Annotated in this window: 22 protein-coding genes; 18 read left to right on the forward strand and 4 right to left on the reverse strand. The window is 29.5% G+C overall.

What is annotated here, in order from left to right:
- Positions 1-35 precede the first annotated feature (35 nt).
- From P161_RS0109695 to P161_RS0109715, 5 genes are all read left to right on the forward strand, one after another.
- The gene (locus P161_RS0109695; protein ID WP_026776804.1) at positions 36-785 is read left to right on the forward strand and encodes a cyclase family protein; all 750 of its coding nucleotides are present in this window, start codon (positions 36-38) and stop codon (positions 783-785) included.
- 2 nt (positions 786-787) lie between these two features.
- Positions 788-1,732 (forward strand): alpha/beta fold hydrolase, encoded by a 945-nt coding sequence (locus P161_RS0109700; protein WP_026776805.1) that lies wholly within the window; start codon positions 788-790, stop codon positions 1,730-1,732.
- A complete protein-coding gene (locus P161_RS0109705) occupies positions 1,732-2,004 on the forward strand; it encodes a hypothetical protein (protein WP_026776806.1) in 273 nt (90 codons plus the stop codon). Before P161_RS0109700 ends, P161_RS0109705 begins: the two co-directional genes overlap by 1 nt.
- A gap of 61 nt (positions 2,005-2,065) precedes the next feature.
- Positions 2,066-2,500, forward strand: coding sequence for a hypothetical protein (locus P161_RS0109710; protein ID WP_026776807.1), 435 nt, complete (start codon positions 2,066-2,068; stop codon positions 2,498-2,500).
- Positions 2,493-2,735: a hypothetical protein gene (locus P161_RS0109715; RefSeq protein WP_155810453.1), complete on the forward strand. Its 243-nt coding sequence runs from the start codon at positions 2,493-2,495 to the stop codon at positions 2,733-2,735. Before P161_RS0109710 ends, P161_RS0109715 begins: the two co-directional genes overlap by 8 nt.
- A 113-nt stretch (positions 2,736-2,848) precedes the next feature.
- On the opposite strand, the gene P161_RS0109720 is transcribed toward P161_RS0109715, so the two are convergent.
- The gene (locus tag P161_RS0109720; protein ID WP_026776809.1) at positions 2,849-3,829 is read right to left on the reverse strand and encodes a magnesium and cobalt transport protein CorA; all 981 of its coding nucleotides are present in this window, start codon (positions 3,827-3,829) and stop codon (positions 2,849-2,851) included.
- 72 nt (positions 3,830-3,901) lie between these two features.
- On the opposite strand from P161_RS0109720, the gene P161_RS0109725 reads away from it, so the two are divergent.
- From P161_RS0109725 to P161_RS0109740, 4 genes are all read left to right on the forward strand, one after another.
- Positions 3,902-4,270: an MmcQ/YjbR family DNA-binding protein gene (locus P161_RS0109725; RefSeq protein ID WP_026776810.1), complete on the forward strand. Its 369-nt coding sequence runs from the start codon at positions 3,902-3,904 to the stop codon at positions 4,268-4,270.
- A gap of 90 nt (positions 4,271-4,360) precedes the next feature.
- Positions 4,361-5,374, forward strand: coding sequence for a hypothetical protein (locus tag P161_RS0109730; RefSeq protein ID WP_026776811.1), 1,014 nt, complete (start codon positions 4,361-4,363; stop codon positions 5,372-5,374).
- Between the two features lie 2 nt (positions 5,375-5,376).
- Positions 5,377-9,057 carry a CUB domain-containing protein gene (locus P161_RS0109735; RefSeq protein WP_081817017.1) on the forward strand — a complete coding sequence of 1,227 codons (3,681 nt, stop codon included), beginning with the start codon at positions 5,377-5,379 and terminating at the stop codon, positions 9,055-9,057.
- 18 nt (positions 9,058-9,075) lie between these two features.
- A complete protein-coding gene (locus tag P161_RS0109740; RefSeq protein WP_026776813.1) occupies positions 9,076-9,630 on the forward strand; it encodes a 5-formyltetrahydrofolate cyclo-ligase in 555 nt (184 codons plus the stop codon).
- Positions 9,631-9,859: 229 nt separating this feature from the next.
- Here the strand turns inward: P161_RS0109740 and P161_RS0109745 are convergent, their stop codons facing one another.
- Together P161_RS0109745 and P161_RS18335 are read right to left on the reverse strand one after the other, a co-directional pair.
- Entirely contained in the window at positions 9,860-13,135 is a 3,276-nt protein-coding gene (locus P161_RS0109745; protein WP_026776814.1) for an amidohydrolase family protein, read from the reverse strand.
- Between the two features lie 145 nt (positions 13,136-13,280).
- The gene (locus P161_RS18335) at positions 13,281-13,988 is read right to left on the reverse strand and encodes a peptidoglycan DD-metalloendopeptidase family protein (RefSeq protein ID WP_036841380.1); all 708 of its coding nucleotides are present in this window, start codon (positions 13,986-13,988) and stop codon (positions 13,281-13,283) included.
- A gap of 403 nt (positions 13,989-14,391) precedes the next feature.
- On the opposite strand from P161_RS18335, the gene ade reads away from it, so the two are divergent.
- The 9 genes from ade (at position 14,392) to P161_RS0109795 (ending at position 24,178) form a co-directional block, all read left to right on the forward strand.
- Positions 14,392-16,014, forward strand: coding sequence for an adenine deaminase (gene ade / locus P161_RS0109755; protein ID WP_026776815.1), 1,623 nt, complete (start codon positions 14,392-14,394; stop codon positions 16,012-16,014).
- A gap of 428 nt (positions 16,015-16,442) precedes the next feature.
- The gene (locus P161_RS0109760; RefSeq protein ID WP_026776816.1) at positions 16,443-17,036 is read left to right on the forward strand and encodes an alkylphosphonate utilization protein; all 594 of its coding nucleotides are present in this window, start codon (positions 16,443-16,445) and stop codon (positions 17,034-17,036) included.
- Between the two features lie 306 nt (positions 17,037-17,342).
- The gene (locus P161_RS0109765) at positions 17,343-18,254 is read left to right on the forward strand and encodes a DUF4350 domain-containing protein (protein ID WP_026776817.1); all 912 of its coding nucleotides are present in this window, start codon (positions 17,343-17,345) and stop codon (positions 18,252-18,254) included.
- Between the two features lie 7 nt (positions 18,255-18,261).
- Complete coding sequence (locus tag P161_RS0109770) at positions 18,262-18,624, forward strand: BlaI/MecI/CopY family transcriptional regulator (RefSeq protein WP_026776818.1); 363 nt, start codon at positions 18,262-18,264, stop codon at positions 18,622-18,624.
- 118 nt (positions 18,625-18,742) lie between these two features.
- On the forward strand, positions 18,743-20,281 hold the full coding sequence (locus P161_RS0109775) for a M56 family metallopeptidase (protein WP_026776819.1): 1,539 nt from the start codon (positions 18,743-18,745) through the stop codon (positions 20,279-20,281).
- Positions 20,282-20,286: 5 nt separating this feature from the next.
- Positions 20,287-21,633, forward strand: coding sequence for a M56 family metallopeptidase (locus tag P161_RS18340; RefSeq protein WP_081817018.1), 1,347 nt, complete (start codon positions 20,287-20,289; stop codon positions 21,631-21,633).
- Between the two features lie 5 nt (positions 21,634-21,638).
- Positions 21,639-22,400 carry a hypothetical protein gene (locus P161_RS19105; protein WP_155810454.1) on the forward strand — a complete coding sequence of 254 codons (762 nt, stop codon included), beginning with the start codon at positions 21,639-21,641 and terminating at the stop codon, positions 22,398-22,400.
- A gap of 9 nt (positions 22,401-22,409) precedes the next feature.
- The gene (locus tag P161_RS0109790; protein WP_026776821.1) at positions 22,410-23,660 is read left to right on the forward strand and encodes a tetratricopeptide repeat protein; all 1,251 of its coding nucleotides are present in this window, start codon (positions 22,410-22,412) and stop codon (positions 23,658-23,660) included.
- 101 nt (positions 23,661-23,761) lie between these two features.
- Positions 23,762-24,178 (forward strand): hypothetical protein, encoded by a 417-nt coding sequence (locus tag P161_RS0109795; RefSeq protein WP_231494726.1) that lies wholly within the window; start codon positions 23,762-23,764, stop codon positions 24,176-24,178.
- A 589-nt stretch (positions 24,179-24,767) separates the two neighbouring features.
- Here the strand turns inward: P161_RS0109795 and P161_RS0109800 are convergent.
- Complete coding sequence (locus P161_RS0109800; protein WP_026776823.1) at positions 24,768-26,231, reverse strand: glutamate synthase subunit beta; 1,464 nt, start codon at positions 26,229-26,231, stop codon at positions 24,768-24,770.
- Positions 26,232-26,300: the final 69 nt, after the last annotated feature.

The raw sequence follows: 26,300 nt of genomic DNA on the forward strand, positions 1-26,300 counted from the left end.
AGTGAAACAAGTTCAGTACAAGAAAGTTATCAATAATGAAAGCAACCATAGAATATAATTCAAGAAAAATAGAGGTAGATATTTCTAATCCAATAGATATTTCAATTCCTATAGATGTCTCAAAAAAAAATATAAATGCTTGGTATGCAGATGCTCCAAAGATTTCTGCAGAAACTCAAGAAGGTTATGAAATTAGTGTAGCCAATGGAGCAGTGGTTAATTTTAATAACATTCAGTTTAATCCACATTCGCATATTACCCATACAGAATGTGTTGGGCATATCACAGAAAAAGTACATTCTATCAATAAAAATTTAAAATATTTTATTTTTTTAGCTGAGGTTGTTACCATTGCTCCTTTGTTTCATAATGGAGATTTTTTAATTGGCGTTAAACAATTAAAAACAGCTTTAAGAAATAAAAAACGTGATGCGATTGTAATTAGAACCTTGCCAAATTTAGAAGAGAAAAAAAGCATGCAGTATTCAAATACAAACCCAACGTATTTGTCTGAAAAAGCAGCTATTTATTTAAGAGAAAAAGGGATTAAACATTTGTTAATTGATTTGCCATCAGTAGATAAAGAAAAAGATGATGGAAAATTATTATCTCATAATGCATTTTGGAATACAGATGGCGAAATAAGGATGGATGCTACCATTACAGAATTTATTTATGTGCCAAATTCAGTAGAAGATGGCGAATATTTACTCAATTTAATGATTGCACCTTTCGAGAATGATGCAACACCTAGTAAGCCTATTTTATATGAAATCATAAAATAAGAATGGCAAAAAAGAGCAAAAGAAAATATTATTTTTATGCAGTTTTAGTATTTCTAATACTCTTAATAAGTAGTGTTTTTTATGCTGATATTTCTGTTGAAGATTTAAAGAAGGAATACGCAAACGAGCATTCTAAATTTATAGAGATTGATGGAATGCAAGTGCATTATAGAGATGAAGGCAAAGGATTTCCTATTGTTTTAGTGCATGGAACTGCAGCCTCTTTGCACACTTGGGATGCTTGGACACAAGAACTCACAAAAAACTACAGAGTTATTAGAATGGATTTGCCTGCATTTGGAATTACAGGACCAAACCAAAAAGCAGATTATTCTATAAAAGCTTATACAGATTTTTTACATCAATTTTTAACGAAACTAAATGTTGATACATTCCATTTGGCAGGAAATTCTCTTGGAGGCAATATTGCTTGGAATTATGCAGCAGAACATCCAAAGAGCATAGCAAAACTGATTTTGGTGGATGCAAGTGGATTGCCCACAAACAAACCACAACCTGCAATTTTTAAAATGGCAAAAACGCCAGTTTTAAACACTCTATTTTTATATGTAACTCCAAAGTTTTTCATCAAAAAGAACATGCAAGAAGTATATGGAGATGAAACAAAAATTACAGATGATTTAATTACTCGCTATCATAAAATGGCTTTAAGAGATGGCAACAGACAAGCTTTTATAGACAGAGCAAAGGTAGATTTTAAGTTAGGCACAAAAGCAAATGTTGACAAGTTAAAAAGCATACAAACACCAACCTTACTAATTTGGGGAGCAAAAGATTCTTGGATTCCTTTAGATAATGGAAAACGTATGGATAGCATTTTGCCAAATTCACAATTGGTTGTTTTACCAAATTCTGGTCATGTGCCAATGGAAGAAAATCCTGAAGAAAGTTTCGCTATTTTAAAGAGTTTTTTAAATTTTAATTAATGTATAAAAAAATTAAAATAGCTTTTTATGCAGTAAGTTTTTTAATTGTAATTTATTTATATTTTGCTACTGGTGTTCAGGGATATAGTCATACAGCGCCTCCAGCTTTTTTTGCAGGTTTTGTAATCTTTATTATTTCTATAATTTGGTTAAATGTAGATTATATCTGTTCTCATATTTTGACTTTATATAAAACTCAAACAAGAATTCATTATTTGGCAATGCTTATATCAGCACTTACTTGTGTTTTAATAATTTTTGAAGTTTTGTAATTGATTAAACAACAATTATTTAAAATCGAAAGAAAGATTGTTAATTTTACATATTCTTTAAATGATTAAAACATTAAAATCTTTAGGAATTTTAGTTTCAAATTTTATTGTTTGTATTGGAGCAGGTCATGGATTTGGACCAATTATTTTGATTGAATTGTTTTCTATAAATTCATTAATTTTTGAAGGAGAATTTGCTTTTAATGGTGGCGATTTACCATCCTTTTCTTTTAGTAATTCTTATGAAAATATGTTGTTGTATTTTCTACTTTTTTCTTTTATCGGACAAATATTTTTTTTGAGTTCTATTTTTAAGTTTTTTAATAATAAAATTAATGTTTCATTAAAATCTTTAGGGATTCTATCGATGCTATTTGGTTTCTTTTTGATTACTAAAAATTTATTTAATGATGGACTTGCAGTATTTACTTTTGTAACTGGAATTCCTTTTTTATGTTTTGTTTTTTTAGATATAAAATCATTTTCAAATGAGTAGATTTCGTAGATATTCAAAGGTTTTCTTGTTTTCAGTTTTAGCATTATTGTTATATTATTTTATTGAAAATTCAAGTAAAATAAATGCTATCTTATTAATGCTTCAAGAAAGCAATTCTAAAAGAGGTTTGGGAGTTTTTGTTTTAATTAATTTAGGAAAATGGTTTTTAGGAGCATTTGGAGTTATTGGTTTATTCTTTTGGTTTCTTAAAATGTTTAGTAAGAAAGACAAATAAAACCCGACAGGTCTTATATTTTTATAAACCTATTCACAAACAATCATCAGTGAAAATAAGTGAAATCCGTGTCAAAAAGAATTAGCGTAATTCGTACAATTCGTGTCATTTCATCAAAACCATTTTTTACGCTTAAAATACCAAACAGCAAGCACAGTTACTAAAACCATCACACCTAATAAAATAAAGTAACCATTTGGGTTTTTTAGTTCAGGAATATTCTCGAAATTCATTCCGTAAATACCCGCTAAAAAAGTTAACGGAATAAATATAACAGAGAGAATCGTTAAAGTTTTCATTACTTCATTTAATCTATGACCTTGAATACTAAAAATCAAGTTGATTTTACTTTCTAATTCCTGTAATTCAAAATCGATATTCGAAATTAAATTATTGGTTTGCTCTTTAATCTCACTAAAATATTTTACTTCAATTCCATTAATTTCAACTTTTTCTAATTTTACGATCATGTCTCTTAAACCAATAGCAGCCTTTTTAAAACTAAACAATTCTTGCTTTCTGTTTTCTACTAAAGAAGTAAATTCGGGTGTTGGTTTTATATGTTTTGCGTTCAATTGATCAGCACCAATAGCTGCATGTTTTAAGTATGTTTCTTGGTAATTATCTATAATAGCTTCGATAATTAGGTATAGTAAATAATCTGCTTTTTTCTTTCTAACAATTCCTTTATGGTTTTCTAAACGCTCACGAATCCAATTAAAATAATCGCCAGGTTTTTCTTGAATACTCCATAAATAATGAGGCGAAACAATAAAAATCATCTGTTCATCATCTAAAGTTCTACCTTCGGTTTTTAACACTTTTACAGCAACAAAGAGCAAATCATCCAACACAATTACTTTGGTGGCATGCTCATCTTCCATTAACAATTTAATTAAAAAATCGTCTAAATTATTTTGTAAAATAACGTTTTTGAAGTCTTTTTGATATTCTAAACCATAAGTATTTACCCATCGAATTCCTTTTTTTGGAGTTGTCATATCCACTTCAGAAAGTGATGTAAATTTTGTTTTTTGATAATTTTTATCAGAATAATCGATTACTGTTGTGTTTTCTAAAAAACCTTCTTCCATTTTAAAGTCTTGTTTATTTGGGTAGTTAAAGATACTTTTTTAAATTGTAAAAACATATTTTTATACAAAACTATGCACATAGAACAATTAAGAGATTATTGCATTGCTAAAAAAGGAGTTACAGAACATTTTCCTTTTGATGAGGTTACCTTGGTTTTTAAGGTGATGGATAAAATGTTTGCTTTGAGTAGTTTAGAGAGATGGGAAAAAGGCGAAGAAACCATCAACTTAAAATGCGATCCTGAAAAAGCAATTGCATTAAGAGAAGAGTTTGAAGGTGTCAACTCAGGTTGGCACATGAACAAAAGATTATGGAACACAGTAACTATTAATACTGGGGATGTTTCTGATGATTTGGTTCGTGAACTTATCAATCATTCATATGATTTAGTGGTAAAAGGCTTGACTAAAAAACTGCAAAAAGAATTGAATAGGCTTTAAATGAGGTTGTTATAAAAATAGTTTTTTTAAATAAAAGTTATTTTTTTATGTTTGAATCATAATTTTTCATATTTTTAGAAAAAAATAATTATGAAAGCAAAACTACTTCTACTTGCATTTACCATTTCTTGCTATCAAGTTTTTACACAAGATTTAATAGCTGTACAAAATGGAGGGGATCCAATTTTTTACGAAGATTTAAGTGAAGCCATTAAAAAATCTGTTACTGGTGATACATTATTCGTGCCTGCAAAGAATTATGTTGTTAATGATACAATTCGAAAAGAACTGCATATAATTGGTGAAGGTTATGATTTAACAAATAATTTAGGGGCTACAATTTTATCGAGCAAAAATAATACAACACCTATGTTAGTTTTAGAAGAAGGTGCTAGCAATGGTTCAATTACTGGGATAAGGTTTTCAGTAAATAAATCTGGTGTATATAGTAGAAATATTTTTAGTGTAACAGAATTAAATAACTATTTAATAGATAGATGTTTTTTGAGTTTACATTTGTATGCATCTAATTCATTGGTAAAAAATTGTATATTATCTAATACTACTATACAGGCTAAAATTACAAGTGTTTTAAGTAATAATATTTTAGTTGGTAATGGATACGCACTTTCAAAATGTTCGATTAGAAATAATATTTTTTTAGTTATGTCAGATAGATATAATTCTTTGAATCCCAATGAATGTAATATTGATAATAATATTTTTCCCCCAAATTACAGGATTTGGTATCCAGTAAATTGTAGTTTAAGAAATAATCTTAATATTAGTCTTAATGGAGTTAGTGGTGATAATTTTGGTAGTTCTAATTTTGATAGTGATTTAGTACTTAATGAAACGTTTATTAATTATACCCAACTAAATGGTATAGACAACAATTCTGCTAACTTTCAATTAATAGCTAACTCCTCCTTCAAAAATGCAGGCACTGATGGAACCGATTTGGGGATTTACGGAGGAAGATTTCCTTGGAAAGATGGTTCTGCACCTTTTAACCCACAAATTATTTTTTCAGAAATACCTGGCACTACAGATGAAAATGGGGTATTAAAAATAAGAATAGAAGTAGAAGCACAAAAAAATTAATTATGAAGCAGATTTTTATAATAATTTTCTGCCTTTTAAGTTTTGTTAGTTTCTCTCAAATGGTTGAGGGTACTGCTGAAACTTATTATTATGGAGAACAAAAGATTACTACTTATTTTGATGGGGAAAAATATCAATTGAGAGATATTGATAAAAATTTTAGTGTTATAAATTTAAATGGAAAAAACAAAGAAGAATCCAAAACACCTATATTTGCTAATACTAACAATTGGAGACAAAGATCTTTTCTAGAAAATATAATTGTTGAAATTGATTCTGATTACTGGAAAAGAATAAGAAATAGCCCTTTAAATATTTCACCCAAATTATATTTAATACTTTACGATTTAAACGACAAAATAATTTTAAGAACCACCAGTGCAAAAAAATCGCTAAAAGCAAATTTCTATTATAATTATTATATACCTAGTACAGCTGTCAAAGCTGAAGTATATCATGAAAATGTTTTTTTGAAAGATAAATTAATTAGTACATTCAAAATCCCTTTTAAACAAACAAGTTCATCTGAAAAGTTTATCGATGACAATAACAATATTTTACAGACTACCGTTAAAAATGAAAAAAATCCAGCTTTAGACATTTATTGGGGACTTCAAAATTCTTATAATTATTTTGAAGAAGTGCATAAGAGAAAGTCAGTAGATGGTAAGAATGGACAAATCTTTGCCTTTATAAATATAAAGTCAGACAAAAATATCTCTGGTAATAGGAATTTTGCTTGGGCATTTTCAAATTTATTAGATCATAAAATACCTCATTCCTTGGGTTTTGGTCTAGGTGATTCATGCTTTTCAAATCCATGGGTTGAACAGGATATTATTGGACATGAATATCTACACTTGATTTTAAATCAAAATAACATTTTAAAATACGAAGGTGAAAGTGGTGCTTTGAACGAAAGTTTGGCTGATATGTTTGGAGAGTTAGTTGAATATTATGTAAGCAAAAAAATAGAAAATTTTACTACAACACCTTGGGAAATTACAAGTACTCAAAAATTTAATAGTCCCTCTGTTAGATCAATGAAGAATCCATCTGCTGATAATTTTAAAAGAAAATATACTGGTTGTGCTCTTGTAAAATCTATAACTAATAGAGATTCAATAGTAGTTGTAGACCGAAGATCGCCTACATATTATAACTATAATCCTTTAAATCATAGAGACCAAAATTATAGTATTTATTGGCAAGACGTCAAAGACGTAAGTGCTGAAAATGACTATGGAAATGTTCATACAAATAGTGGTATAGGTAATTTTTGGTTTTACCTTTTAACAGATTTAAACAATGGGAACCCTAATACAGGTACTAACATTATAGGACAAAATTTTTCAGTAAATGCAATAGGTTTTGAAAAAATTGAAAAAATCTTATATGAGGTAATAACTAACGGAACTTTAGGTAAAAAATCTGGCTACAAGGAATTCGCAAAAGAAACCCTAAATACAGCTACAGAATTTTTTTATCAAAATAAACACGGTTTTACTAGAGAAGATATAGGATCTATAAGAGATGCTTGGTATGCAGTTGGCGTAATAAAAAATCTGAATAATTTTTGTGAAACAGCAATAATTACAGATCCCTATGGTTTTATAGAAGATGGCAGTTTAAATGAAAATTATAATAATAATCAAAATTGTTCTTGGCAAATAAGTCCAATAGGCGCAGAAAATGTTTTATTAAAATTTAAGTATATTAATTTAGCACAAGGTGATACTCTAAAAATTTATGATGGTATTGATGCTAATGCAACTATTTTAAAAAAGATAGGTATTGCAGATAATAATACTTTTCCTTTAGAAATAAAATCAACAACAAGTTCTGTTTATTTGCAGTTTAAAACAGATGCTAATCAAGTAGCTGATGGCTGGAATTTAGAGTTTGAAGGTATCGATGCTATAACAAATTGTAATTCTAATACCTTTATTTATTTGGCTAATGGAATTTTAGAAGATGGTAGCAAAACTAATAATTATACAAATAATAACAGCTGTTCTTGGACAATTAGCCCAGAAAATGCTACTTATATAGAAATTGATTTTACGTTATTAGATTTAGAAAGTGAAAAAGATTTTATAAAAATTTATAAAGGCACAAATAGCAATAGTGAACCTTTGGCAAAATACACAGGCAATATTTTACCAGATAAATTAAATATTCCTTCTGGTGAGGTTTTTTTAACTTTTAGCACAGATTATAAAAACACAAAGCAAGGTTGGTCTTTTAATTTCTCTTCAGATGGTATAGAACCTTGTTCAAGTAATATTACTTTAACTGAAGAATCTGGAGTAGTTTCAGATGGTAGTGGAGAAAATAATTATGGAAATAATGCCAATTGTACTTGGTTGATAAAACCAGAAAATTCGACTTCAATAACCTTAAACTTTGATGAATTAAATTTACAAGTCAATACAATAGCTAATAATTTAACAACAGATTATTTAGAAATTTATGATGCTGAAACTGAAGATTCGGAAAAACTCATACAGAGATTTACAGGAAATCAATTTTTGCCTTTAAGAATACAATCAAGTAGTGGCGCAATTTTCGTAAAATTTGTTTCAGATAATTCTATTACAGACAAAGGTTGGCAGTTTTCTTATACATCATTTACAGAAGATGTTTGCTCTGGAACAACGATTTTGAAAAATGAAACTGGTTCTTTTGAAGCTGGTAGAAATGGTAACAATTATGCAGTTAATTCTGATTGTAGATGGTTAATTCAGCCAGAAAATGCTATTTCTATTGAATTGAATTTTTCTTCATTTGAAACTGAAACAGGTAAGGATGGTGTTGTAATCTACGATGGTCCAAACACATCATATCCTTACAAAGTTTATTCTGGAGCTACAATTCCTAATACTATTTATTCAAAACAAGGAGCTATTTTAGTAAGATTTATAAGTGATTCAGAAAATAATTTCAAAGGTTTTAAAGCTAACTACAAAGCAAATATTGCAGTTGATGGTAATGTAAATAGTATAGCACAATATCAATATTGGTTTAATAATGATTTTGATGATATTATTAGTAGTTCAAATTTTGCAGCGAATAATAATTTAGTTATTGATAAAGAAATTGATATATCTAATTTAAAAAATGGATTAAATACATTCCATTTTAGAACAAAAGATAATAATGGTATTTGGTCTTCTGTAATATCAGATTATATTTATGTTCGAAAACAAATATCAATGTTAGGAACTAAAATAACAAGTTATAAATATTGGTTAAATAACAGTTATGAAAATGTTATAAAAGAAAATATAGAACCAAAAGAAAGTTTTATTTTAATAGATGAATTAGAGTTGAGTGATTTAAATAATAATTCAACGAATTACATTCACTTTCAATTTAAAGATACTTTTGGCAATTGGAGTTCAGTATTAACGCAAGAATTTGTCTATGATAAAACGTTAAGTTTAGATTCTTTTGGTAAAGATAATTTTAAGGTTTTTCCAAACCCTACAGATGATAGAATTAACATTTTATCACCAACAAATGTTGGCAAACTTAAAGTTTTTAATTCATTAGGGATATTGGTTTTAGAAAAAACCAATATTCCACAAATTTTAGATTTTTCTAATTTTAGTGCAGGATTTTATTTGGTAAGAATAGAGACTGAAAATAAAACTATTCAAACAAAAATTATAAAAAATTAATTTACAGTTTTTTATAAAATGACCAAACAAGAACTCCGAAAAATATACAAACAAATAAGACAAGATTTATCTTTGGTTGATATTCAAAAAATGCAAGCAAATATCTACAATCAAATTTATAACTTAGATATTTCAAGCATCAAAACCATCCATATCTTCTTGACTTTAGAAAAATTTAAGGAGATTAATACCAACCCTATTATTGATTATTTTAGAAGTCAACATAAAAAAATAGTAGTTTCTAAAACCAATTTTATCAGCAATACATTAAGCCATTATTACTTAGAAAAAGACACAATTATAGAGGTTAATAAATACGGAGTTCCAGAACCCAAAAATGCACTACAAGTTGATGAAGAGGAATTGGATATGGTTTTTGTACCACTTTTAATTTCTGATACACAAAATTATAGAGTTGGCTATGGGAAAGGTTTTTACGATCGTTTTTTAGCGAAATGTAGAAAAGATTGTAAAAAAATAGGTTTAAATTTTTTTAAACCTATTGCTAAAATTGAAGCTATAAATGAGTTTGATGTTGCTTTGGATTTGATTGTGTATCCAAAGGAATATTAATATTTAAACTCTCTGTTTGAGCACTCGAGAATATGCTATTTGTTAAATTAATTTCCAAATATCAATTCAATTAACGTTTGTCAGTCTGAGCTTGTCGAAGACTCACAATAGTATTCTTCGACAAGCTCAGAAAGACATTTTTATTCTTAATTGTTTTAGGTAGTTATAAGCTAAATTAGGATTTATCAATCATTAAAAAATAAATTATATCTAATTAGTGTACACTTTTCTAATGACAACTACAAGTAGGCGTTGTAAAACTATTTGTTTGCATATTTACAGGAAAACCTTGGTTGTAACCATCCAATTCAAAATAAAACTTGCCTCTTTTGTTATCGTAATTTCCAATTTCGTTCATGGTATCAACATCATACAAACGTCCGTTAACCATTGTGTAAATTACAGAATTTGAGTTTTTAATGTCTTCCAGAGGGTTTTTATCTAAAATGATTAAATCCGCCAATTTTCCTCTTTCTAAAGAACCCAACTCATCAGCAACACCAATATAATTTGCGCCATTGATGGTTGCTGCTTTTAAAGCCTCGTGATTCGATAAGCCTCCTTGTTGCAACATCCATAATTCCCAATGAGCGCCCAAACCTTGCAATTGTCCATGAGCTCCTAAATTTACTTTTACACCTTCGTTTGCCAAAGCTGTCACTGTTTCAGAAGTTAGAATATGTCCGTTTTTATATTCCTCTTCAGGAACCATAGTTCTGTGTCTAGATCTAGAATCTACCACATATCTTGGTGTGTATTTTAGCAAGGTTTCATTTTCCCAAACATTTGTTTTTTGATACCATTCAAACTCACCATTCATGCCTCCATAATTTACAATTAAAGTTGGAGTGTAGCCAGTTTCGCTATTTTTCCAAAGAGAAATAACATCTTTATACACAGGGTTTACAGGGATATTATGTTCAATTCCTGTATGTCCATCAAAAATCATAGACATGTTTGAGTAAAAATTAGAACCCCCTTCAGGAACTACATTTACCCCCAATTCTCTAGCAGCTTGCATAATTTGCTGACGCTGTTCTCTTCTTGGTTGGTTGTAGCTTTTTACAGATTTTGCTCCAAAGGCTTTCGTTCTTGCAATCGCAAAACGAGCATCGTCTAAATTATTTACGACTGCTTTAAAATCGCCTTCTGCTCCATATAAAATAAATCCAGTAGAGAACATTCTTGGCCCCACTAAATGGCCACTTCTTTGCAATTCTTCCAACGTAAAAGCGGCTGCTGTGTGTACAGATGGGTCATGAGAAGTAGTAACTCCAAAGGCTAAATTTGCATAAAATTGCCAATGTTTTTGTGTGCTTAATCCGTTTCTAAAAGCACCCACATGTGCATGCACATCAACCATTCCTGGCATAATTGTTTTGCCTAACATTTTGTAAACTTTGGCATCAGCAGGGATAGTAATATCAGCAGTTTTACCAATTTTTTCTATTTTATTTTTGTGGATGATGATGGTTCCATCTTCAATAATCTGATTGCCATTCATGGTAATAATTCTTGCATTTTTAAACGCAATTCTACCTTCAGGAATATCCGATTTTGTTTTTAGGTTGATTTTAATTCCTGTAACATCATCAGAAGCTAAATTGGTTTTAGCAAAAGGATTGGTAGTGTTGTTTACAATTGATTTTGAAAAATATTCATCACCCAAAGTCCAAAAAACTTTAGAGTTATCACTTGCCCAATGCAAATTGATTCCTGCGTTTTTAGACAAACTTTCTACGTTAAAAGCTTTGGTGTTGTTATCCAAGTCAATTTCGCTTCCATTGATTACAAAAGGCGCCACATATAATTTATGTAAGTGAATAAATGCGACAAATTTATTGTCCTCACTTGGCACTAATCTGTTAGCTAATTTCGATGAAAAATGACTTCTTTCTTCTTTTCCATTTAAATCGACACTTTTAAGTTTTTTAGTTAAGCCACCAAAAAAAGCACCACCAGTTTGATAGAAAATACGAGAATCATCAGCAGAAAAAACAGGGAACTCTCCTTCTTTAGAAACTCTTTTAGCATCAGTCCCATCAGCATTTACTAGATAAATTCCTGTTTTTTTGGTGTAATCATATCCTTGATCTCCGTTTCCAGATTCCTTTCTGTATACAATTTGTGAGTTTGAGCGGTTGTAAACAGGTGTTCTGTAAATTCCTTTTTCCTCAGTAATTTTCTCTAATAAAGTACCATCTAAATTTACTTTATAAATAGCACCTAAATTTTCATCATTCCAAGTTACAAATACAATCGATTTTCCATCCGCAGAAAAACTAGGTTCCCCCTCAAAATCTGTTAAGGTTGTAATTCTTGTTGGGATGCCATCTGGCAAAACTTTTTTGTAAATATGCCCTAAAGAAGTAAACACTATAGTTGTTTCATCTGGAGAAGTTTGTACGTCTTTGATCATTTTTGATGAAAAACTTTCTTGAAAAACCTTTCTTTTTACACTGTGTGTTTTCGCTAATTTAATTTCTGTATTTACTTGAAAAGGAATATTTGTAATTTGTTTGCTTTCAACATTAATTCTGTTGATTTTTCCCTGTGCCCAAATAACAATGTCTTTATTGTTAGGCATCCAAGCAAAATGAGGATACACTCCAAAAACTGCCCAAGCTTCACTTTGGTCTTTGCTTAAATTCTCATAAATTGGATATTCTTTGCCAGTTTCTAACTCATGAATATACAAAACCGATTTTGTTCTAACACGTTTTACAAACGCCAACAATTTACCATCTTTAGAAACGACAGGTCTTGCTGCACCTCCTGGACCACCAGTAATTTGTTCAGTTTCTCCAGTTTCAAAATTATATTGTTTAATAACATAAATCTGTTTGTTTGGGTCTTTATTGTATTGAAAAAAGCCTCCTGGATACATGTCTTCTGCGTAATATAAATATTTTCCATCTGGTGATATTGATGGATCATTTACATCTTGTTGATCGTTTTTACGTTTTGTTAATTGCAAACCAGCAGCTCCAGAAAGTGGATATTGCCACATTTCTCCTGCACCAACTGACCTTTGAGAAGTATAATGTTTTCTAGCTACTAAAGATTTTCCATCAGGAGTCCAAACAGCGTTGTTTAACAATCGCATTTTTTCTTTAGTAATCGATTTTGCATCATTGCCATCAGCAGTCATTACCCAAATATTATTCCCACCTTCAGCATCACTTGTAAAGGAAATATATTTTCCATTTGGACTAAATCTTGGTTGTACTTCATAGGCTAAACCAGAACGCAAAAGTGTTGTTGTACCTCCAGAAATTGGCATAGAATAAATATCACCTAACAAATCAAAAACGATTGTTTTTCCATCAGGAGAAACATCTAAATTCATCCAAGTTCCTTCTGTGGTTTCTAGTTGAAAAGAATTGTACAGCCAACTTTCATGGGGATTGTTCACATCCCATTTTTTAGATTTCTCGTCTGTTTCTTGTGCGTTAATATTGATGGAAATACTAACTAATACTAGAAGAAATATTTTTTTATACATAACTGTAGTTGATTAAAAATTGTATTTGATAAAGATAAGATTTATTTTTTGACACGGATTACACTGATTTTCACTGATAAATTTGGTTTTCTAATTTTGAGATATATTATCTGTGTTAATCCGTAAAATCTGTGACTTATTTTTTTTACAATGAATCACTCTTAAATAATACATTTGGATTCGGACAAATGGCTTTCCAAAAATCGATTTCACTTTTTAAAGCCACACCAGGAAAATCATTTTCATACTCTAATAAAGTCAACATAATTTGAAAATGTAAATGAGGTACCCATTTCCCATTTTCTTCATAATTTCCTAAAACTCCAATTTTTTCTCCTTTTTTGATTTTATCATTTACAGAAAAATGTATAACACTTTCTTCAGATAAATGACCATATAAAGTATAAAAAGTAGTTTCCTTAGTTTGATGTTTTAAAATAATAAAACCTCCATATCCTTTATGATCTTGTTGATGAACAGCACAAACAATTTCTCCATCAAATAGAGAGTGAACAGGCGTGTTTTCTGGCAACCAAAAATCTAAACCTAGGTGTATATTTCTTTTTTCTGATGAGTTTTTAGCGTTATAAATATCGGAAGTATACAAAGCCCGTTTTTCTAAATAGCCACCAGCAATTATTTTCTTCGGATTTTTTTCCTGAATTTCCGCTAATTTATCTCCAAAAAATGCTGGATTATTAAACTCGGCTTCCGTTTTTACAGTGGTGTTTTTTTTACTTAAATCGATATGAAAAATATCGGTTTTATGAATTGTTGGGAAAATAGTTGTTAAAGGACAATATTGCTTTTTTGCCCAATCTAAAAAATTTTGATAGCGTTGTCTTTCGTTCATAATCAAAAATAAGGTATTAGGTTTGAAGCGCAAACACGTTTTTTTGTTTTTTGCCAAGACTTTATGTATTTTAATTATTGTTGTCTGATTAAAACTTTTTTAAATTTTAAAATTCTTAGTAAATACTTCATATTTCGCCCTTTTAGGGCTTAACTTAATTTTGAAATAATTATTTATTAATATTTCATCCTTCTGGGATTTTAGCTCTGTAAGAGCGTTATATTAATAAAAAAAAATAAAAATGTTTTAAAGTTCCATAGGAGCGAAATGTAATCGATACTATTAAATTTTAGTAAAAAACTTTATGTCATAATTCGTGAATTTGTGGCTGAACTAGTTATTATTTTCTATCTAATTACAAATCCCTTTTTATTATTTGTAGTTTTGTAGAAAAGCATTAAAAATGATTGTACAAGGAAATATTGTTGACATACAAAACAAACGAATTTATAAAGGAGAAGTTGAAATAGAAGGTGGAAAAATTAAGGAAATTCGGGAAGTTAACCACAATCAAGAAAATTATATTTTACCTGGTTTTGTAGATGCACATATTCATATAGAAAGTTCCATGTTAGTGCCATCTGAATTTGCAAAAGTTGCTGTTTTGCATGGAACAGTGGCAACAGTTTCAGATCCGCATGAAATTGCGAATGTTTTAGGTGTAAAAGGTGTTGATTTTATAATTGAAAACGGAAAAAAAGTTCCGTTGAAATTTAATTTTGGAGCACCAAGTTGTGTGCCAGCAACGTCTTTTGAAAGTGCAGGAGCCATTATAAATGCTGATGATATTAAAGTGATGATGGAAAACTCTGATATTTTGTATTTGGCAGAAATGATGAATTATCCAGGTGTTTTGTTTGATGATGAAGAGGTTTTAAAAAAGATTCAACACGCAAAAAATAACAACAAACCAATTGATGGTCATGCTCCAGGATTAAGAGGAGATGATGTAAGTAAATATATTGCTGCAGGAATTTCCACAGATCACGAATGTTTTTCTTTTGACGAAGCTAAAGAGAAATTAGCAAAAGGCATGAAAGTAATTATTAGAGAAGGTTCTGCTGCAAAAAACTTTGAAGCTTTGATAGATTTATTGCCAGAAAATTACGAACAAATGATGTTTTGTTCTGATGATAAACATCCAGATGATTTGTTGTTAGGACACATCAATCAGTTGTGTGAAAGAGCTGTAGCTAAAGGAATCGATGTTTTTAAAGTGTTGCAAGCTGCTTGTATAAATCCTGTAAAACATTATAAGTTACAAGTTGGTTTGTTGCATAAAGATGATTTTGCAGATTTTATTTTGGTTGATAATTTAAAGGAATTCAATGTTTTAGAAACCTATATTAATGGGGAATTGGTTGCTAAAAACGGAGAATCTTTTGTGAAATCAGTCGATTTTGAAGTGTTAAACAATTTTAATACGGATAAAAAACAAGTTGCTGATTTTAAATTTGAATCAAAAGCTAAAAAAATAAACGTTATTGAAGCTTTAGATGGTGAATTAGTAACCAATAAAATTGAAGCAAATTCTTTAATTGAAAATGGGAATTTAGTTTCCAATACAGCAACTGATATTTTGAAAATGACAGTGGTGAATCGTTATAAAAATGATGATCCAGCAATTGCATTTATCAAAAATTTCGGATTGAAAGAAGGTGCTATTGCAAGTTCTGTTGGGCACGATTCTCATAATATTATAGCTGTTGGAGTTTCTGACGAAATGATTTGCAAAGCTGTAAACTTAATTATTGAAAATAGAGGAGGAGTTTGTGCAGTCAATCAAACCGAAGAAAAAATTGTTTCCCTACCAGTTGCAGGAATTATGTCAGATAAGCCTGCTGAAGAAATTGGTAAACAATATGCAGAACTAGATAAAATGGCAAAACAAATGGGCAGCAAATTAAGAGCACCATACATGAGTTTGTCTTTTATGGCGTTGTTGGTAATTCCGTCTTTGAAGCTTTCTGACAAAGGTTTGTTTGATGGGACTAGTTTTCAGTTTACTTCTTTGGAGATTGGGTGATAAAATTAAGAATCTGTAAAGTTTTTCGCAAACAAACTCCACACAGTTTGTCATCCTGAAAGGATCTCACACAAAATTGTTACGCTTTACTTTGAGTTTTTTACAGAATCATAACATTCAGTTTTGTCTTTTCTACCAAAGGGAGAAATCACATAAGAATGAGAACATAAAGTTGAGCAACTTTATGGGATTTCTCTTAAAAAGCCGAATTGACAACATTGACAACATTGACAAAAATTAATTATTTCTAGATGTTTTTTGAGATTAAATAAATTATCCAAATACAAAAAGCCAGCAAACAAGTTTAGCCCAGATTGAAACGACATCCTTTTTGTTTTTCACAAAAAGATATAGTGGAAAGCTGGAAATAGCTCCTAAAAAATCTCATTTAAAACCCTACATTTGCCAGCATCAAACAAAATAAAATTATGAGTTTACAACAAGATTTAGAAAATAGAAGTGGTAGCAAATGTGAGTTATGTTCAGCAACTACTAATTTATCGGTGTATGATGTAAAACCAAGTGATATTGGTGGAGGTGGAGTTGATGGAAGTGTGCTGGCTTGTGAAACTTGTGTTACACAAATCGAAAATCCAGATGAGGTAGATGTAAATCATTGGCGTTGTTTAAACGATAGTATGTGGAGCGAATTTAGTCCTGTAAAAGTGGTGGCTTGGAGAATGTTGCACAGATTAAAAAGTGAAGGTTGGCCAACTGATTTGTTGGGAATGATGTATATGACTGATGAAGAATTGAGTTTTGCCAAAGCTACTAATGATCATTTATCTGAAAGTGAAAAAGTAATTCACAGAGATGTAAATGGTGTTATTTTACAAGCTGGAGATTCTGTTGTGCTGATAAAAGACCTGAAAGTAAAGGGTTCTAGCATGGTTGCAAAACAAGGAACTGCTGTTCGTAGAATTTCTTTAGATCATGAAAATGAAAAATATATTGAAGGGAAAGTAGGCCCAACTCAAATTGTAATTATTACAGATTACGTGAAGAAAATAAGCCTCCCTTAATCCCTCCAAAGGAGGGAAACACTCTTTTGAATAGTGTTTAAAAATCATTTTTCTTTCTTCTAAAAAGTGACTTGCCTAAAATTTTGTTCTTAAAATAAATCTACAAACCTTTTTGAGTTTGTGAAAACTCGTCTTTGCGAGGTACGAAGTAATCTGTCTGTTAAAAATTTGATATTTTAATGAACAGGTTACTTCGTTCTTTCGTCCTCGTAAAGACGTCAAAATTTAATTTTTTATCATTTTTTAAACTAAGAAATTAGTTTAAACTAAAAATTTAGTTATATTTGTGAGAACAATATAGCTATCATGATAAATAAACGTTACTTTTTGTTGTTCTTTTCTTTGTGTGCTTTGCAGGTTATTGGGCAGCAAACTGCTGACAAAGTAAGTATTCCTAGGCTTGATAAGCCTACGTATGATTCAAAAAATAGCCCTCAAGTTTATATAGATCAAAGTCATAACAATTTTCACCAAAAATCAGGAAGGTTTCAACCTTTTGCAGATTTATTAGTTGCAGATGGCTATCAAGTGGACAGTATTACAAAACTTAAAAGGCTGAATAAATCCGATATTTTGGTTATTTCAAATCCTATCAATCAAAAAAACGTTGGGAATTGGCAGCGACCTATTTATGATGCTTTTAATGAAGATGAGATTTCCAATATTAAAAATTGGGTTAAAAACGGAGGAAAATTATTATTAATTGCAGATCACATGCCATTTGCAGGAGCTAGCAATATTTTAGCAAATGCTTTTGGTTTTAATTTTTGCGATGGTTTTGCAAATTTAGATAAAGAGCAAAATAATCAACCAGATGTCTTTTCAAGTGAAAACAGACGATTAGTAAGTTCAGAAATTACTGATGGAACTTTAGGAGGTAAGTTAGATGCTATCACCACTTTTACAGGTTCATCGTTTACAATTCCTAAAGAAGCAAAAGGTATTTTTAAATTTTTAAAAGAAGATGTTTGTTTGGCACCAGAAATAGCTTGGCAATTTAATGAAACAACTGTAAGTACAAATCTAAAAGATAGTTATCAAGGAGCAATTTTAAAATATGGTCAAGGAAAAATAGCTGTTTTTGGTGAAGCTGCCATGTTTACAGCACAAACAATAACAAATAACTCAGGAGTTTTTAAGGTTGGCTTTCATTCAAGTCAAGCACCAAACAATATTCAATTTATTAGAAATTTAATGTTTTGGTTAAGTAAGGAATAATATAAATATGAAGAAACAATTAACAAAAGCAGAGGAACAAATAATGCAAGTTTTATGGGATTTACAAGAATGTTCTGTAAAAGAAGTCATTGAAAAATTACCCAAACCAAAACCTGCTTACAACACAGTTTCCACCATTATTAGAATTTTGGAAACTAAAGAATTTGTGGCGCATAAACCTGAAGGTAGAGGTTATGTGTATTACCCAATTATTGACAAGGAAACGTACAGCAACCAAAGTTTACATAAAATTATGGATGGTTATTTTGATGGTTCTTTTAAAAGTATGGTGTCCTTTTTTGTAAAAGAAAATAATATGGACGTTGCTGAACTAGAATCGATATTGAAGGAAGTGAATAAAAATAAGTAGTATTCAGTTTTCAGTGGCAGTTTTCAGTTAAAAGTTGTAATAAGTGAAATCTGTCAGTTCGAGTGATTTTGACTTTTCCGTCAAAATTGTATCGAGAACAATTTAAAAATAAAAAATTATGATCAATTACATTCTTCAAGTCGTTTTATTTCAAGTGTTGTTTTTGGCGATTTATGATTTCTTTATAAGCAAAGAAACATTTTTCACAAAAAACAGATGGTATTTAGTATCGACGCCAATCTTATCTTTTTTAATTCCGTTGATAAAAATACCAACGTTTCAAAAAGCAGTTTCGCAAGAATATATTGTGTACTTACCAGAGATTGTTTTATCGCCAGAAAAAGTAATAAAAAGAACATTTGAAACAACTACTTTTTATGAATCTATAAATTATTTCAATATTATTTTTTGGATTGGAGTAGTTGTTTTTTCAATCTTATTTTTAATCAAGTTGATGAAAATTATCAACTTAATAAGAATCAATAAAGCAGAAAAAATATCCATTTTTAGGTTGATTTTTATTCCGAATAAAACCAATGCGTTTTCATTTTTCAATTATATATTTTTAGGGAAAGAAATTCCTGTTTCGCAACAAGAAAAAATTATTCAGCATGAAATGGTGCATAGCAAACAAAAGCATTCTTTGGATTTATTGTTGTTTGAATTTTTGAAAATAGCCATGTGGTTTAATCCTATGATTTATTTGTATCAAAAAAGAATCACTTTAGTGCACGAATATATTTCTGATGAAATAGTTTCCAAAAAAGAAGCCAAAGAGGTTTATATCAACAATTTATTGTCTAACTATTTTCAGGTTGAAAATGTTGCGTTTGTAAATCAGTTCTATAAAACATCATTGATCAAAAAAAGAATAGTAATGATGACTAAAAAACAATCCAAAAAAATCAATCAATTAAAATATTTGCTACTAATTCCTGTTTTAACAAGCATGCTTTTTTATAGTTCTTGTTCCTCAAATAAAAATCAAATAGAAAAAAGGACAATTACATTTTATAGAATGGCTGATGGAGAATTATTTAGTTACAAAGGAGATGTAGAAACAAGTGTAGATAGTTATTTTGGCCCAGATCCAAAAGGTCTTTTAGAAGAAATTCCATACGAAGAATTACCAGAGGAAATTAAAAAGGAGCAATATGTTAAGTTTAATGCGTTTCGAAAAAAACACAAAAGCGATATAACATTTTTAGATTTATTCCAATTTACTAAATTTTTTAAAACTCCAGAAGGGAGAATAGTTTGTGGAACTGTTGGAAATACTTTCACATCAATTCATCCAGACAAAATAGGAGACGAATTGTTATTTATAAGACTAGATAAAAGACCAACTTTTCCAGGCTGTGAGGAAGGAGATTCAGATTGTTTTATAAAGAAGCTTGAACAACATTTCTTTGAGAAATTTGATAAAACAGTCTTAAATAATTTAGAATTAGAAACTAATAAAGTAAAAGTTCTTGTTGATTTTAATATCAATACAAATGGATTTGTAGAAGATATTAAAGTAAACGCTCCCAATGAGATTATTGGACTTGAAGCCAAAAAAGTTATTGCAGCTTTACCTAAAATGACTGGTGGAGAAAAATATGGAAAACCGATAAAAGCGAATTACAAATTGCCTTTTACAATTTTAATAGATTAATAGTTATGATCAATTACATTCTTCAAGTCGTTTTATTCCAAGTGTTGTTTTTGGCGATTTATGATTTCTTTTTAAGCAAAGAAACATTTTTCACAAAAAATAGATGGTATTTAGTATCGACGCCAATCTTATCTTTTTTAATTCCGTTGATAAAAATACCAACGTTTCAAAAAGCAGTTTCGCAAGAATATATTGTGTACTTACCAGCCATTTTTTTATCGCCAGAAAAAGTAATAAAAAGAACATTTGAAACAACTACTTTTTATGAATCTTTAAACTATTTTAATATTATTTTTTGGGTTGGAGTTGGAGTTTTTTTAATCTTGTTTTTAATCAAGTTGATGAAAATTATCAACTTAATAAGAATCAATAAAGCAGAAAAAATATCCATTTTTAGGTTGATTTTTATTCCGAATAAAACCAATGCGTTTTCATTTTTCAACTATATATTTTTAGGGAAAGAAATTCCTGTTTCGCAGCAAGAAAAAATTATTCAGCATGAAATGGTGCATAGTAAACAAAAGCATTCTGTTGATTTATTGTTATTCGAATTTTTGAAAATAGCCATGTGGTTCAATCCAATGATTTATTTTTATCAAAAGAGAATCACGTTAGTGCACGAATATATTTCTGATGAAATAGTTTCCAAAAAAGAAGCCAAAGAAGTTTATATCAATAATTTATTGTCCAACTATTTTCAGGTAGAGAATGTTGCATTTGTAAATCAGTTCTATAAAACATCATTGATCAAAAAAAGAATAGTAATGATGACTAAAAATCAATCTAAAAAAATCAATCAATTAAAATATTTACTATTGATTCCTGTTTTAACAAGCATGCTTTTTTATAGTTCATGTTCAAATGATTTTAATCATGTTTTTAAGGGTGAAAAAAAGCAATTACAAACAAAATATAGAAGTTCTTATGGTAAATTAACAAGTTTTAAAGGGAGTCATGAAACGTATCTTGACGAATATTTTGGAGATACTCCACCTAATGAAATGATTAAAATTTCTTTTGATGAGTTTACACTTTTAGAAAAACAAGAGTTTGAAGAATATCAGAATAAACTAAAGGAAAGCTTTAAACATAGGCCAAATATTTATAATAATATGAACTTTAGTTTTTATAAAATGCCAAATGGAAGAAATGCGTATGCTACCATAGAAAAGGGTATAAATTTTTTGGGTAAGAACAATAAGGAAACCAAAAAAGAATCAGAAGATATTGCATTTTCGAAAGTAGAGCAAGCACCAACTTTTCCTGATTGTGAAGATGGAGATAAAGATTGTTTTTCAAGAAAATTACAGGAACATTTTAATAAGAATTTCAATAAAAATTTATTAAAATAAAAATTATGAAACTTTTTAAATCGAAGAGCATTATAATTAGCTTACTTCTTTTGATATTTTGTTTTACATTCTGCAAAAAAAACAAAGAAGAAAAAATTCCTGAAAAGCAGCTTGTTACTTATTATCCTAAACATACTTTTAGAGATAGTATTCAAGAAAAATGGAAAGACAAACGTTTAACGTATATGGATATTTATTATGTCCATAAAGGAGAAGAATATCCAACAGGAGAAGAGATTGATTTTACAGATTTAGCTGAACCAGAAAAAGAGGAATTTATAGCACACACTTTAAGCTCTCAGAAAAATGGTTTTTTGCATCGTAATCAAATACAAATAATTCAACCAAAAGGAGAGAGAAAATTAATTGTGAGTAAAAGTAAAGAAATTGGCTTTACAGAAGATGATGGAAGAGATTCCAGTTTTGATTCTTTAGAGAAACTTGATGTTTTGCCAACCTTTCCAAGTTGTGATAAAAACGATAAAGAATGTTTTTTAAAGGGCGTTGAGAAACACTTTTTTAAACATTTTAATAAAAAAATAATAACCGAATTAAATTTGCCAAAAGGAAATTTAAATATCAAATTAGGTTTTACAGTAAATAATAACGGTTTTATTGTGTATGCAGCTGCAGATGCACCCAAAAGGCCTTTAGTTTTAGAATTAGTAAGAGTTATTAATTTGTTGCCAAAGATGCAACCAGCAGAATTAAATGGCGAAAAAGTAGCTGTAAAATATACTATTCCAATCACTATTTTAGTAGAATAAAGCAATCCTATGAAAAAGAAAATTTTAGTAGTATTATTATTTGTAATGGTAAAAGTTGAAGCGCAAACTTCAGCTTTTGCTGTTGCAGATAGTTTGTTTGAGAAAGGCAGATATAAAATGGCTTTGAAAGAATTAGATAAAAGTGACCCCTCTTTTTTATCGAATTATAAAAAAGCAGTGATTTACGAATCGATTGACGATTATAAAAAAGCGGCTCAATTTTTAGAAAAAGCTGTTACTTTTAAAGATGATGAAAATGCAAAATTACGATTGGCAAAAAATTATCGTTCTTTAAAATTATCTCAAAAAGCAATTCCTATTTATGAAGAGGTTTTAGCCAAAGATTCTTTAAATTTAGTTTTGAAATATCAATTAGGGAAATTATACATCATCAACAGAAGGCCTAAAGATGCTATTAAAACTTTCCAATACTTGGTTAAAAATGATGCAGAAAATGCGAACTATTCCTATCATTTAGGACTTTCTTTTGCTTTAAATGGACAAAGAGACCCAATGATGAATAGTTTTTTAGATACGCATGAAAAAGATTCAACACATTTAAACGCCATTGCAAGATTGGCAAATAGCTATAAAAAATTGAATGATAAAGATTCTACAGAATTATTTGTAGATAAAGGGTTGGCTTTGGATAAAAATCATATCGATTTGAATAAGCTGAAAATTAATCAATTGTATTTAGATAAAAAATACGCAGAAACGATTCCATTGTTATTAAATTTAGATACTATTGATAAAAAAGATACTTACAGTGCAGCCATGTTAGGAAGATCTTTTTTTAATATGGATAGTTTAGAAAAGGCAAAAAAATACTTTAAAAAAGTATCGATTAAAGATCGAGAAGATTTTAAAGCTCAAACCTATTTAGGGCATATTGCAATGATAGAGAAAAATTATAGAGATGCAAATTTTCGCTATATGATGGCTACTTATGTTGGGAAAGAAAAGCGAGATGAAGAATATTTTGGTTTAGGGACTATGTTTTTTGAAACCAATAAAATACCACAAGCTATTAATGCTTTTAAAGAAGCATATGCAGAAAATAGGAGAAATTATAAGGCATTGTATCAAATAGCAAAGCTTTCTGATGATTATTATAAGGATAAAAAAATAGCGTATAAAGAATATAAAAAGTATTTAGAAACTTTTTATGATAGAGATGAAGTGATTTCTGTATTTGTAGAACGCAGAATTAAAGAGATTAAAAAAGACTATTTTTTGGAAGGAGAATTGCTGGATTAAAAGTCAGTAAAATTTAGTAAGTTTACGCAATAATTTGATTTTTAAGGATGCGTATTTTTTCTTTTTTAGTATTGATGATTTTTATCACTTCGTGTGATAAATTGTCATTTTCAAAAAACAAAGAACATCAACTGTTAGACACGATTGTAGATTATACAGCTGTAGATTTATCGCCATCATTTCCTGTTTGCGATTCCATTATAAACAAAGCAGAAAAATCGGATTGTTTTAGAAATACCATTCACAAAAAAATAGGCGAGGAGTTGCAAAAGCACTCATTAACGAGTCAAGATTCTATTGATGAAACTGTGTATGTAGATTTGTTAATTAATACAGAAGGTGCTATTCAGTTTTTAGAAGTAACATCTTCAGAACATATAAAAAAGCAACTCCCAACATTGGATAGTATTTTACAACTTTCTGTTGATAATCTACCTAACATATTCCCAGCTATCAAAAAGAGATTTCCTGTTGCTACAAAATATCGTTTGCCTATAAGAATTGTTTTAACGGAGTAAAAAGATATTTCTATATCCGCTAATGATCATATAAATTTTAAAGAGTGTCATTCTGAATTTATTGATCTCAAATTTTATTTAAAACTATTTACTTTAGTGCATTTCATTTTAGTCTCTAAAAATTTTAGCCACGAATTCACGAATTTCACTCACATAAATTTGTTATACTTTCGCATTACACGAAGCAGACTTTTAGTCTGCAAACCAAGTCTATGGACTTCAAGTTCATAGATTTATCTTATAATCTATCTAGCCTTAAATCAATATTACTCATCAAGACCCTGAAATAAATTCAGGGTGACAAAAGGCAAACATTACTAAAAGCGTAATTGCAATAAAACATTATTATCTACCATTTTCAATGTTGATAAACTTTGGCAATAGTAAGATTTCTTATTTTACACAAAAATATTCCTAGTCACAGTTTTTCTAACAAATGTCAGTCTGAGCTTGTCGAAGACTCTTTCATTTTTTAAGAAATCATTGCTTTTTTAAAACTACCAGCAAAAGAATAAAAAACAAGTTTCGAGCCAAAAAAATCCGTTTGTAATTTTTACAAACGGATTTTAAATTTTATCAATTCTCTAATTTACATGGCAACTAAATCGCCAGTAATATCTTTAGAAGGTAATTCAGATTTGCCCATTAAGAATAAATCTACTTGTCTTGCAGCTTCTCTTCCTTCAGAAATTGCCCAAACAATTAAGGATTGTCCTCTTCTCATATCACCTGCAGTAAAAATGTTTTTTACATTCGTTTGATATTTACCATATTCTGCAATATAATTTGAACGAGCATCTTGTTTAATGCCTAATTTATCTGCTAATGTATTTTCAGGACCTTTAAAACCTAACGCCAACAATGCTAAATCACAAGGCCAGGTTTTTTCTGTACCTGCAATTTCTATGAGTTGAGGTCTTTGTCCAGGCACCATTTTCCACTCTACATTCACTGTTTTTAAAGCGATTAGTTTTCCAGTTTCATCCTTTACAAATTCTTTTGTGTTGATGAGCCAATTACGCTCTGAACCTTCCTCATGAGAAGAAGAAGTTTTCAACTTTAAAGGCCAAAAAGGCCAAGGAGTTGTTGGTGAACGTTCTCCAGGAGGTTTTGGCATAATTTCGAAATTAACCACAGATTTTGCTCCTTGTCTATTTGATGTTCCAATACAATCAGATCCTGTATCTCCACCACCAATTACAATTACATCTTTACCAGTTGCCATTATTTGATTTTCTACTTTCTTATCAAATAAAACTTTGGTTTGTTGTGTTAAAAAATCCATGGCTTGCACAACACCATTAGCATCAATGCCAGGAGTTGGCAAACTTCTACTTTCAGTAGCTCCACCACATAAAACAATGGCATCAAAAGCTTTTAAATCTTTTACATCATAAGTAACACCAACATTTACGTTTGTTTTAAAAATGATTCCTTCAGCTTCTAAAATTTTTATTCTTCTGTCGATAATTCCTTTTTCCATTTTAAAATTCGGAATTCCATAACGTAACAAACCACCAACTTCATCATGTCTTTCAAAAACAGTCACCAAATGACCAGCTCTGTTTAATTGTTGTGCAGCAGCTAAACCAGCAGGCCCAGAACCAATTACAGCAGTTGTTTTTCCAGTTCTTGTTTTTGGAGGCTGAGGTTTAATCCATCCTTCTTTAAAAGCACGTTCCACAATATTTTTTTCTATTTGCTCAATAGAAACTGGATCTTCTATAATTCCTAAAACACAGGCTTGTTCACAAGGAGCAGGACATAAACGTCCTGTAAATTCTGGAAAATTATTCGTAGAATGTAAAATCCACGAAGCTTTTTGCCATTCACCTTGATGCACCATATGATTAAAATCTGGAATTAAATTCCCAAGTGGACAACCACTATGACAAAAAGGAATTCCACAGTCCATGCATCGTGAACCTTGTTTTGTTATTTCTTGATTTGAAAGAGGAACTGTAAATTCGTTGTAATTTTTTACACGATCAATGACAGATCTGTAGGTTTCATCCTGTCTTTCAAATTCTTTAAATCCTGTTACTTTTCCCATGATAATGTGTAATTGTGTATTTGTTGAATTGTGTACTTATTTGGATGATTAGCAAAATATTATTTTCAA

Source organism: Polaribacter sp. Hel_I_88 (assembly GCF_000687935.1).
GTDB lineage: Bacteria > Bacteroidota > Bacteroidia > Flavobacteriales > Flavobacteriaceae > Polaribacter.